11 protein-coding genes and 1 other annotated feature are annotated in these 12915 nt (G+C 35.1%); all 11 genes read right to left on the reverse strand.

The window, feature by feature from the left end; genetic code table 11:
- Positions 1-49: 49 nt before the first annotated feature.
- Entirely contained in the window at positions 50-1645 is a 1596-nt protein-coding gene (locus JJQ93_RS08470; RefSeq protein ID WP_274893451.1) for a response regulator, read from the reverse strand.
- Complete coding sequence (locus tag JJQ93_RS08475) at positions 1642-3147, reverse strand: sensor histidine kinase (RefSeq protein ID WP_274893452.1); 1506 nt, start codon at positions 3145-3147, stop codon at positions 1642-1644. Before JJQ93_RS08475 ends, JJQ93_RS08470 begins: the two co-directional genes overlap by 4 nt.
- 11 nt (positions 3148-3158) lie before the next feature.
- The gene (locus JJQ93_RS08480; protein WP_274893453.1) at positions 3159-4166 is read right to left on the reverse strand and encodes a substrate-binding domain-containing protein; all 1008 of its coding nucleotides are present in this window, start codon (positions 4164-4166) and stop codon (positions 3159-3161) included.
- A 142-nt stretch (positions 4167-4308) separates the two neighbouring features.
- Entirely contained in the window at positions 4309-4836 is a 528-nt protein-coding gene (locus JJQ93_RS08485; RefSeq protein ID WP_274893454.1) for a tryptophan transporter, read from the reverse strand.
- 54 nt (positions 4837-4890) lie between these two features.
- Positions 4891-5122: a binding site (T-box leader), on the reverse strand.
- 135 nt (positions 5123-5257) lie between these two features.
- Positions 5258-5422, reverse strand: coding sequence for a hypothetical protein (locus tag JJQ93_RS08490; RefSeq protein WP_013788773.1), 165 nt, complete (start codon positions 5420-5422; stop codon positions 5258-5260).
- 89 nt (positions 5423-5511) lie between these two features.
- On the reverse strand, positions 5512-7740 hold the full coding sequence (locus JJQ93_RS08495) for an alpha-galactosidase (protein WP_274893455.1): 2229 nt from the start codon (positions 7738-7740) through the stop codon (positions 5512-5514).
- 13 nt (positions 7741-7753) lie between these two features.
- Positions 7754-8371 (reverse strand): hypothetical protein, encoded by a 618-nt coding sequence (locus JJQ93_RS13020; protein WP_274893456.1) that lies wholly within the window; start codon positions 8369-8371, stop codon positions 7754-7756.
- A 98-nt stretch (positions 8372-8469) separates the two neighbouring features.
- Complete coding sequence (kduD, locus tag JJQ93_RS08505; protein WP_274893457.1) at positions 8470-9249, reverse strand: 2-dehydro-3-deoxy-D-gluconate 5-dehydrogenase KduD; 780 nt, start codon at positions 9247-9249, stop codon at positions 8470-8472.
- A 14-nt stretch (positions 9250-9263) separates the two neighbouring features.
- Positions 9264-10094: a 5-dehydro-4-deoxy-D-glucuronate isomerase gene (kduI, locus tag JJQ93_RS08510; RefSeq protein ID WP_274893458.1), complete on the reverse strand. Its 831-nt coding sequence runs from the start codon at positions 10092-10094 to the stop codon at positions 9264-9266.
- A gap of 86 nt (positions 10095-10180) precedes the next feature.
- Complete coding sequence (locus JJQ93_RS08515; protein WP_274893459.1) at positions 10181-11170, reverse strand: LacI family DNA-binding transcriptional regulator; 990 nt, start codon at positions 11168-11170, stop codon at positions 10181-10183.
- Positions 11171-11283: 113 nt separating this feature from the next.
- Positions 11284-12900: a mannitol dehydrogenase family protein gene (locus JJQ93_RS08520; RefSeq protein ID WP_274893460.1), complete on the reverse strand. Its 1617-nt coding sequence runs from the start codon at positions 12898-12900 to the stop codon at positions 11284-11286.
- Positions 12901-12915 lie beyond the last annotated feature (15 nt).

Here is a 12915-nt window from a genome sequence, read left to right on the forward strand (position 1 = left end):
AAGAACTAGCAATATCAACGTAAGCAGCACTAATATCACATCTCTTAGTTTAATTTTCAAACGCAACACCTCCTTTTGATACTCTATTTTTGTAATCCGTAGGAGTCATGCCTGTCTCCTTTCTAAATATCCTGCTAAAATAGTTAGGATCATTGTATCCTACCTTAAAGCAAACCTCCTTTACACTTATGGTTTCGTCCTGCAAAAACTCTTTCGCCTTTTCTATTCTTACTCGAGTGATGTAATCAACAAAATTGCACTTTGTCTCTTCTTTAAACATCTTGCTGAAATAGTGATAGCTTATGCTTAGCATCTGGGCCACATCATAAAGTTTTACCTCTTTATGGTAATTTTTATTTATATAATCAATAGCCTTCGCAATAAGTCCCGTGTAGTATTTCTCCCTATTTCTGTGCAATTTCGTTATAACGTTTGATATAAATTTTGAAAACATATCTTTTAGGCTATCTATTTCGTCAGTCTTTAAAATATCGATAATCAAAATTTCTTCTAATACTGACGTAACATCACAGTACGTGTTGATTTTAGTCATAACTTCAATAAGAAGGCTAAAGACCTTCGATTTAATCTGTTCTACACTACCTTCATAGTTATGTTGCAATTTTTGAAAAATGCTGTTGACATTAATTAAAGCTCCGTCAATGCTATTGGATATGATATTTTCTACAAGCTCAGCCGTATCATAATTTAAACCAAGTTCTTTTGCTTCAGATAGCTTAATGTCGTCGAAATGTGTTATAGCGTCAGAACCTGTCTTTATGGCGAATAAAGCTTCATCATATGACTTCGAAAAATAAGCTGTCTCATATGGTCTGCCTATGCCTATTCTGACTCCTATCTCAAGGTTTCTCGTTTCTTTTAAAATCATTTCACAAAAGCTAATTGAATCATTTTTAATTATATATAGATCATCATAAGCTACTGTAGGAACATAGACTATTATCCTGTCAAGCAAAATAGTTGCAAGGCAATCTTTTAAACTTTTTATATATTCTTTAAGGTACATCAGATTTTCGTGCACTTTAACATTTCCCATAAAGATATCCGAATCTGTGCTATCTTTATCAAGCAAGACGACTACGGCAAAACCCATATCTAATTTAATATTAAATATATTTCCATAAAAATCAATATCTTCCTGCTTAAAATTAGACGATGATAAGGAATATATCATTTCATTTTCAATATAAGGCAGTATCGCTGTCATTTTTTCCTTCATTTCCAATTCTTTTGCCATATCTTCGCGCTTTTTTTCTATCAATCTTTTAACTTTTTTGACGGTATCTATGACCTTATTTTTATTTAGCGGTTTTAAAAGGTAGTCTACCACATCTAGGTTTATTGCTTCTTTTGCATAGTTGAAGTAATCATAAGCTGTGATTATGACAAACTCTATATCATTGTGGCTTTCCTTAATTCTCTTAATTGCCTCTATGCCATCTATGCCAGGCATTCTTATGTCCATGAATACAACATCAGGCTTTAACATGTGAGCTTTTTCTATGGCTTCTCTTCCCGATTTTGCAAAACCTACAACTTCCACATCTTCACAGTTATTATCAATGATAAATTTTACAGAATCCACCACTATCTGCTCATCATCTGCTATAAGTATTTTTATCATGCTGCACTACCCCTTCCATCAGGAATCTTTAAAGTCACCCTTGTTCCATATCCTATGCGGCTTTCTATCTCTATGACATCACTTATATTGGGCTTATTGTAGTATAGCCTTAAGCGGTTTATCACATTGTGCATTCCAATGCCTGTGACATGCTTATTCTCATCATTGTCAGGATCATCCGCAGCCAGAATCTTCTCAATACTTTCCTTAGGCATTCCCATACCGTCATCTATGACATCAATATGAATACTTTCTCCTACTCTTTTAATCTCTATCTTTATATGGCCATCTCCATCCATGTCTTCTATACCATGAATGAATGCATTTTCAACAACAGGCTGAACAATTGTACAAGGCACCTTTACATCTAAAAGTTTCTCATCTATGTCCGCCTGAAATTCCACCTTATCGCCAAATCTTGTCTTTAGAATGTACATGTAATTAAACACATTGTCTATTTCTTCTTTCAGCGTAACTGGTTTATCAAGTTTTCTAAGATTGTACCTAAAAAGATCCGCCACCTTTTCTATAAATTCAGATGATTTTTCTGCGCCCTCCATCATAGCGATTTGTGATGCGGCATTTAAAGTATTAAATAAAAAATGTGGATTTATCTGGGACTGAAGTGCCTTCAACTCCGATTCTCTCAAGATATTTTTCATCTTAAGGTTCTGCATCTCTTGTTCTTTAAGACGCTTTTCTACTTTAGCCTGCATTTTTATCTCATCTATATAATTTTTAATGTTAGTAACCATATTGTTAAAAGCATCAGCCAAGATATTAACTTCATCGTCTGTCTTTATTTTAATTGGATCTATGTCAAAATCTCCTTTTGAAATCCTCATTGCTGTGTCAGATAACTCTGAAATCGGCTTTGTTATCCTATATGTGTATATAATCGCTAACACGATATTTAAAACCACAGATATAACTATCAGAAAAATATTTAAAAAGCTTATAAAAACCATATTCTTAGATATTTTGTTGTACTTTATCGTACCTTCTTGAAGTTTATTGTACATTAAATTATTGATGTACAATTTTATATAATCATTTATTTTATTTGCTCTTGTGAAATACTCTATATATTCGCTACTTATTCTGCCTCTCTTGGCATTTACAGCTTTATCTGTCTCAGATAGAAGGCTTATTATCATATTGCCAATGTCCTTTTGCATGAGGCTGTCATTATCATATGTTGCTATGCTTATCATGTCTTCAGCACTATTGTTTAGCTTGTTGCTAATGGTGTAATAATTTAGAAGCGAATCGGAAGATTTTGTAGAAAGATACTTTTCAACTTCTGTTTCCAGAGAATTTATGTCGTTGTTAAGGCTGTTTAAGTAGACATAATCAGTAAAAATAGACTTTAACCTGTCTATTACAATTTTCGCATTATAATAAGAGTATATGCTTGTAATCCCCATAATAAGTGTAGTTATCAAAAGATGTGCAAATATTTTTCTTCTTATACCTTTAAACTGAAATAAACTCTTATTCACCATAACACCTACTAATCTTTTTGTTTTATCTTATCCTCATACTCTTTTACATTGTTTTTAGTTATTATATTTACGCCTGTGTCTATAAAAGTAGAAACATCGTTATTTTTTTTGATCTCAATCATGGCTTTAATGCTTTCATAACCCATCTTATATGGATCGCTCACCACTGTACCATAAATTATGCCTTTGTCAACGTACCTTAATATATCAGGCGTATCTCCATATCCAACTATAGATACTTCACCTACCTTGCTGAAATCCACCACCACTTGTGCGGCACCAATTGTATCCACAGAATCTGTAATGTACAAAGCATTTATACCATCGTTGCTATTTATGATGGATTGAGTTATTTCTTCTGCACTTAAAGCACCTAACTGTGACGTATATACCTTTGAAACTTTCATACCCGGTACACTGTTTATAATGCTTAAGAATCCATTCAGTTTTAAGTTCTGGCTTGTTGTATCATTTCCTACATCATTGCTCATGATAACAGCTATATTGGCTTTGCCTCCTGTAGACTGTTTCATAAGCTTTCCAGCTTCTTCTCCCAAAATAAAGCTGTTGGCACCTACAAAAGACTTCCTTTTGCTGTCTTTTAAATCATTTTCAATTGTAACAACAGGTATATTGTTTGCATAAGCTTCATCTATCAGCGTATTGAAGTCCCCATCATATGAAACATGTGTTATAATACCATCTACTTTTGATAAAACTGCTATATCGAGAAACTCCAATTCTTCGTTAATATTATTAAACTTTGGAGCATTAAATTCGACAGCGACGTTATAGTATTTTGCAGCATCTTCCGCACCTTTTTGCACTTCCTTCCAAAACGGATCCACCGAATTTTGTGCTACTAAATAAAAGTGATATAATGGTTTACCTGCTAAAACAGGTTCCTCGATCTGCTGAAATTTATATAAAAAAATGCTTAATACTGCAATTAGCGTTATCAATATCAATATTATATTTTTCTTAAAGAAATTAAAGATGCTATGCAACGTTTTCATAATTATTTCTTGCCCCCTACCCCTAAATATTACAACAGGGATTGAAATTTTTCAATAGTCACATATTAAGTCAATGTCACACAATATTTTATTCTACAAAAAACAAAAAATCCTCTTTCGAGGATTAATATGTGTCAAAGTGCTATTTATTTATAGCAAGTGTGGACTTGGAGACTTTCTTTATGATGTAGTATCCAATGACAGTAACTATAGTATTTACTACTGCTGTAGGTATTACAACCGTCAACATCAATAGATAAAATGGTCCTGGAAGCCCTGCTACAAGTGAAACAACTCCTAAAAAAACGGAACCTGAAATGATTGTCCCTATGATACCAACTACTCCAGCGATAATTCCTTCATTTGCTCTATTTCTCAACACTTTAAGCATCAAAATTATGATTGTTGCTGTGACAAGTTTATCGATTGGATTTGCAATCTGACCTCCAGGCATAGATCCTGTCAATGCCGTCAATATTCCTGCGATGATCGCTGTTACATAATTGATTTTTAGATCGTCAACGATCATCAGTGATATGAAAAGCATTGAAAGCATAAAATCTGGCCTCATATTTAACATGAAAGCAGGTGTGATAAAATGCAGTACTACACCAATAGCCATAAGCAGTGCGCAAAGTACAAACTCCCTCAATGTCTTTCTTGTATCCACACTCTTCACCTCCCTCCTTAAAAAAATGCAAATTAAAAAGCCTTCCACCCCAAATGTAGGGGCGAAAGGCTACGCTTCCACGGTGCCACCCTTCTTAAGACAATATGTCTTATCTCTAAGCACACCAACATGTGCATCACATATAACGGTGTTTACCGGCTCGGCTACTACAGTTCACCTCGCATCTCACAGGCCCATTCGCTAAAGCTATAATAATCAGGCTCACACCATCCCTGACTCGCTTGTATTAGTCGCTTAAGCTACTATTCCTGATCATCGAAAAATCTTTTACTTTTTTATCATTATACAGCAATAAAATTGATTTGTCAATCATTTTTTAAATTTTTGGACAATATTCGCATTCGAAATTTTATCGCAATAAAAACAATCTCCTCAGCAAAAAAACTGAGGAGATATTGTGCTATCTTTGCACTGTCGGCCTAAACATGTCTAAAACTCCTAATACTACGTGAGCCAATCCAAAGCCAGTAATTCCAGCACCCAGCATTCCACCTGTCATAAGTCCCGCAGCCGTTACAGCCGCTCCAACGCCAGTAACAACCCAACTCGTAGTTCTTCCATTCATAATATGCGCCTCCCCAATCAATATTGTTTGTAAAAAAAGAAAAAAATATGACTGGAAAGGAAGTTTTAAAATAAAAATTTTTATTATTGTTATTCAGCTTTTATCACATAAATCTTTGATCTAAAATCTGCACTATCACCTTTATCTCTATTAAATATTTCAAGATAAAAATTATCTAAAGGTAATCCAGAATACATCAATTCATCACCATAATAACATTCTGAACTACCTACAATTCTATACAAATACTTTGTATTAAGTCCCTTAAGACGCAATTTTTTTAAACCTTGATTTGGTTGTGCTAATACTTGATAATATCCTATAATTGCTTCTTTAAGATCCTCAGAAACAACCATCCATGATGTTATATTTCCATCACCTTCAAAAGGACTATTTATTCGATAAAAAATTCCTTTGTGAATTAATTCTCTATACTTTTTGAAAAATTTTACTTGTTGTCTTATCTTTTCTTTCTCTTTATCCGTTAGTTTATTCAAATCAAGTTCATAACCAAATGTACCAAAATAAGCCACATTAGCTCTTGTTTCTATTGGAGTAATTCGACCTACTTGATGATTAGGTACATCCGAAACATGTGAACCAATAGAATTTATTGGATAGCAAATAGAAGTACCATACTGTATTTTTAATCGCTCAATTGCATCTGTATTGTCACTTGCCCATGCCTGAGGTGCATAATAAAGCATTCCTGGATCAAATCTACCTCCACCACCAGCACAAGATTCAAACAATACATCTGGAAATTCAGATGTCAACCTTTCATAAAGAGAATATACTCCTAATATATATCTATGAAATACTTCTCCTTGCCTTTCTGGAGGAAGCACAACAGAATATGGTTCTGTAATATTTCTATTCATATCCCATTTTACATAAGAAATAGGTGCTTCCCGCAATATTTTTGATATCATCTCATATATGTAATTTACGACTTCATTTCTTGAAAAATCAAGGACATACTGATTTCTACCGTGAGAGACTTTTCTTCCAGGCACTTTGATTATCCAATCCGGATGTTGTTTAAAAAGATTACTATCTTCATTAACCATTTCTGGCTCAATCCAAAGTCCAAACTTCAGCCCCATTGCCGTTATCTTATCCGCTAAGCCTTTAATACCATTTGGAAGCTTTTTTTTATTTTCAAACCAGTCTCCAAGTGAAGAAGAATCATCATTTCTATTTCCAAACCATCCATCATCTAATACAAAAAGTTCTATTCCTAATTCGTTTGCTGCTTTTGCAAGTTCCAATATTTTTTCTTCATTAAAATCGAAATAAGTAGCTTCCCAATTATTAATAAGTATTGGTCGAATTCCATCCCTAAATTTCCCTCTTACTAGTCTATTTCTATAAAGTTTATGAAAAATTTGACTCATGCCATTTAATCCTTTATCAGAATAAACCATAACGGCTTCAGGTGTCTGGAAGCTTTCGCCAGAATCTAAAACCCAGCCAAAATTAAAAGGATGTATACCCATAATAACGCGTGTCACGTTATCATAGTCAACTTCTACCTGTGCAAGGAAATTTCCACTATATATTAAGTTAAATCCAAATACTTCTCCTTCATCTTCAGTAGTCCAAGGACGTTTTAAAGCTATAAAGGGATTCTGCTGAGCGCTGCTTGCACCTCTTATGCTGGATACTGATTGTATTCCCGGTTGAAGTTTGCGATGTTTAATGTATCTCTCTCGTGCCCATGCGCCTGATAAATGAAGCATATCGTAATCAGCATCTGGCAAATCAATGCTCATGCTCATTGCTCTCATCAATTTTAACTTCTGTTTTCCATTGTTTGTAAATTTAGCACTTCTTGTTATTACTGCATACTCTTCAAAAATTGTATATATTAATATTAGATCCATATTAATTAGACTATCTTTTAGCCATATCTCCAGTGTTAGTGCTTCAGAATCATTTTCACTGTAAGTTGAGGGAAGCCCATCAAGTTCTGGCTTTCCGTTGTATATTTTATGATTTTGATACTCAAAATTCGTTATTATACTCCCATTTTCCTGCTTTACTTGATATGCAGGCTCTCGAAAATCAGTCGTTCCATAAGATGGATATTCTTGTCTTAACAAATCTAAAGAAAACTTAAAATCGTCTTTAAAAACATACGCGGTATATGCTCTTGGCAATACATTCATAAGATGCCCAAAAGATTCTCTATGATTTAATCGCTTCCCAAAATATAAATGTCCAAGCTGATTATTTTTCATTATCTTTATTATATAGCTTATATAATCGTTCTGTAGATGAAATTCTCTTTCTGTTTCATTATAGTATATTTTCACTTAACCCACCTTCTTATTCGACTTTTACCATTACATTTTTTTCTCCTAAAGACCTAGACCTTACTTTTATATTAATTACACCCGATTCATTTATAGTTTCAACCCAAAATGCTATTGCCCCACCTATAAGTGCTACTTCATTTGGCCCCTGAAGCTTCGCAGGTCCTTCTATTTCTATTTTAATTACTTCATTAATAAATGGCAAAAGATTTCCGTACTGATCAAGTATTTTTACTACAATTCTAGTTGCATCTTTTTGAGAAGCATCAAGCAAAAAATCATCTGGCATAACACACAATTCAGTTGGGACAGGTTCGGTTGAGTATTTTTTTTCGATAACCACATTATTTTTATAAAATCCTCTTAAATATAAGTCTTCCCATTTCATGCCCCAAGAACCTACTTCTTCAGGCTTTATAATTGAATAATCTATTATCACTGGTGGATATGGTATACCTTTATATTCGTCTTTTTTCGGAAATATTTTATCTATTTTTGTCTTACTGCCATATTGCAACTCAATATAATCGCAATTAGTAAATATAACAAGCGGTATAACACCACCGATACTTCTTTCACCTCTAGCCCAAAATGTCACAGGTTCCAATACAGGTTCTACATCTGGAGACACCTGTGATTTGTATACATATGACGCAAACTTATTGTTAATTAAAAATTTTTATAAAGCGTATTAAAAAAAGAACGGCACTTTGCCATGCCATTTTCCTATCACCTTACAAGCCAGCCGCCATCGACAGCCAATACGTGTCCGTTTACATAGTCTGAAGCTTTACTTGCCAAAAATACTAAAGCTCCCATCACATCAAACGGATGACCCCATCTTCCTGCAGGTATCCTTGAAAGTATCTCGGCATTTCTGCTTTCATCAGCTCTTATTGGAGCAGTATTGTTGGTTTCAATATATCCTGGGGCTATTGCATTTACCTGTATGTTTTTATCCGCCAATTCATTTGCAAAAGCCCTTGTAATTCCCACGACGCCATGCTTTGATGCTGTATACGCCGGCACAAATTTTCCGCCTTGAAACGAAAGCATTGAAGCTATGTTTATGATTTTCCCTCCACCTTGTTTAACCATTACCTTAGCCACTTCATGGCTTAAATAATACACTGCATTTAGATTGATGTCTAAAACAGCCTTCCAATCTTCATCTTTGTATTCAAGCAGAGGAGATCTTTTTATTGTACCTGCATTGTTTACAAGTATGTCTATCTTGCCATAAACCTCAAGACATTTATCTACAACTGCATTTATATTCTCTCTAATCGATAAATCCGTCTGAAAGAATTCTACCTTTTTCCCTTCTTTTTCGATAAGCTCTCTCGTTTCATCAAAGCGATTATTATGAGTAACTATGAATAAATCAGCTCCGGCTTTTGCCAATGCCACCGCATATCCTTGTCCTAATCCTGTATTCCCACCTGTCACGATTGCTACTTTTCCGTCCAATCTGAAAAAGTCCATTGAAAAGTCATTAATGCTAAACATAATTAACCCCTTCCTTATCTTAGATCTTTTGTAGGTATAGTATCCATATCAGTGAATGTCTGATTCTCGCCTACCATTCCCCATATAAATGTGTAATTCTTTGTACCTACGCCTGAGTGAATCGACCAGCTGGGTGATATGACCGCTTGCTCATTTTTGACGACAATATGCCTTGTCTCATTTGGCGTGCCCATAAAGTGAAATACAACATTATCTTCGTCTATATTGAAATAAAGATAGACTTCCATCCTTCTGTCATGGGTATGGCACGGCATTGTATTCCATATACTACCAGGTTCTAATATAGTCATGCCCATGACTAATTGACAGCTTTGGCATACCGCAGGGTGGATGTACTGATTTATAGTTCTCTTATTGCACTCCTCATCAGTGCCTGCTTTTACTTTATTTGCATCGTTTAAGCCTATTTTAACTGTAGGATAACTCTTATGGGCTGTAGCGCTATTGATGTAAAACTTTGCAGGCTTTGAAGCATCTACGCTTTCAAAGCTTACTTCCTTTACCCCCATGCCTACATACAGGCCATCGCTATTTTTCAGCTCATACTTTTTGCCATCTAAATTCACGATGCCCGTTCCGCCTATATTAATTATGCCCATCTCTCTCCTTTCCAAAAAATAATCTGTCCCTAATTCTTTGCTTGTCTCAAGGCGAAGCACCTCATTTATCGGTACAACGCCTGCCACAATTATCCTATCTACATGGCTGTAGATCATATTAATCTTACCTGTCTCGAATAGATTCTCAATTAAAAAATGTCTTCTCAATTCAGATGTATCATAGTGCTTAACGTCTTCATAATGAGTTGCATACCTTATCTCCATAAAAATCCCTCCTGATTTTTCTGTTACCGTTAACGTAACATCTAAATAAAGTATACTCTTTATTTTGGAAATAGTCAATGACACTATCAACTTTCCCTTAAAGATTTTCTTACCACAAGCTGTGGTTTGAGAATTATTTTCTTCGAAATTGTCGCGCCACCTGTTAATAGATTCAACATTGTTTCTGCAACTACTTTACCCATTCGACTTCCATTTTGATCCACCGTAGTCAATGGAACAGGCAACATAGACGATTGCTGAATATTGTCATACCCTGCAATACCTATATCATCTGGTATTTTAATATTGTTTAAATAGCAATATTTTATGACTCCTAAAGCAACGGTATCATTTATCGCAAATATGCTGTCAACGCCTTTTTCAATTAGAACTTTTGCCAAGTTAAATCCATCATCAAAAGTAGCGTCACTTTCTAAGATAATATCGCTCTGATATTCCATGTTATTTTCCGCCAGCACATCTTTGTATGCTCTCAACCTTTCATTTGAAGCACTGGAGCTTGTTGGTCCAAGTATAACCCCAATCTTCTTGAATCCTTGTTTTACCATGTGCCGTATTATCTCTGATGCTCCATGATAGTTATCATTGCCGACAAAGTTCGCATTAAGCCCATCCACGTAATTATCTGCCATAACAAGCGGTACTTCCTTTAAAATTTTTTCATAATCTTCTTTCTTTGGCTTTACAGGGAAAATAATTATGCCGTCAACTCTGCCTCCTGCCAAAAAGTCGAGATACCTTTTTTCCTCTTCTTTTTTTCTGTCGCTATTGCAAAGCAAAAGCCCATAACCATGAAGGCTTAGATATGAGCTGACGCCTTTGCTTACCTGTGAATAATATTGATTTGTTATATCAGGTATAATGAGCCCTATCATGTTGGTTTTCTTTGTGACGAGGCTTCTGGCAGCAAAATTAGGCCTGTATCCTAATTCTTCACAAGCTTTCAATATTCTTTCTTTCGTTTCTTTTGATATTTGACCGCTGTTATTCAATGCTCTCGATACAGTCATGGCTGAGACTCCACAGTATTTTGCTACATCTCTTATGTTAACCAAACCAGTCCACCCTTTTTCAAATGATGTATCTAATCATTTTTTCTTTTATTATAATTTATTTTTCCTCAAATAAAAAGTGCAGAAGAAATGTCCTCTGCACTATCCATCTTATTTTAGCATTCAAGGTATTTTTTAAGGGTATTTCTCACTGCGCCAGTATCAGATATAAGCTCTTTAAAGTAGCTTTCTACCATCTCGCCTAATCCTGCTTCGTATAAATCGAGTCCAAATATTTGCTTGTTTGATAAAATCGGTCTTAGGTTGTCCTTAACTGATTCTACGTCCCCAAGCTTTATATTTGACACATGGGATTTCAAATCATTTAAAAGTGGATCTGGACTTAGTGCCATTTCATTGCCGTTATCGTCAATACTCATCAAATACCTGCACCATCCTGCTATGACTAACGGTATATACTTTAAGCTTTTTACATCAAGATCGCTTCTTTGCATGTATGATTTTATCGTCTCTCCAAATCTTATACCCATCTTTTGCGATGTGTCTGTGGCAATTCTCTGAGGTGTATCAGGCATGTACGGATTTGGCAGCCTTACTTCGATTACTTCTTTTATGAATTCTTCTGGGTCAAGCACTTTAGGATTTATGACAACAGGCATGCCTTCCACATATCCCACTTTTTCAACAAGCTTTTTAAGACAACTATCTTTCATCTCATCAGCAATCGTCTTGTAATTCAAAAGGCATCCGTATATAGCCAATGCTGTGTGAAGCGGATTTAGGCATGTGGTGACTTTCATCCTTTCGACTTTTTCTACGGTTTCTTTATCAGTTAAGATGACCCCAGCTTCTTCTAATTTCATTCGCCCATTCGGAAATTTGTCTTCTATGACAAGGTATTGAGCTCTTTCCGCATTAACAAAAGGCGCAATTACGGTATTTTTCGAAGTTGTTATTATGTCCATATCCTCTAAGCCACTGTCTTCAAGAGATTTCTTGACTATCTCATGTGGCCTTGGAACGATTTTATCAATCATACTAAGCGGGAAAGAAACCTTCGATGGATCGTTTAAGTATTTAATAAATCCATCTTCCACATAACCTTTCTTCGACCATTCCTCTGCTATAGTCATCACTGCACTTTTAAGTCTTTCGCCATTTCCAGAAAAGTTATCAAGGCTTACAAGTGCCAATGGATGCCCACCTGCTTTGTACCTTGAATAAACCAGAGATGTAAGCTTTGACACTACATTTTTCGGCCTTTCAGGACCTGCCTCAATGTCTTCTGTGACTTCTTTTATAAAATTGCCTGAGAAATCTTTAAGATTATAGCCTTTCTCTGTTATTGTCATGCTTACTATCTGCAATGATTGATTTTTGAAGATGTCGTTTAATTTAACCCATTGAGCTTCGTTTGATGGATCTGCCATTACAATATCGGCAATGCTTCCTACGACTTCTTTTTCCAGTGTGCCATCGGCATTCATGATGACTCTCAATCCCAAATTGTCGTAAGGCTTATATATTTTCTCAGAGACTTCAAAATCGTAAGATTCAACTGCAATTATTCCTGTGTCTATAAGATCTTTGTTCAAGAGGGTTTGCATAAGCATTGCTATAAACCCTCTGAATATGTTGCCTGCACCAAAGTGAATCCATGTAGGCCTTTTCGATGTAACATCGATCATCTTTTCTACGTCAAACTTTGGAAGCTTTATGCCTGCATCTTCCCATTTTTTTCTATCTTTTAGCTCAGCCCTTCTCAATTTCATAAATTAATCCCCCTC

Origin of the sequence: Thermoanaerobacterium sp. R66 (assembly GCF_028895185.1) — a bacterium.
Classification (GTDB): Bacteria; Bacillota; Thermoanaerobacteria; order Thermoanaerobacterales; family Thermoanaerobacteraceae; genus Thermoanaerobacterium.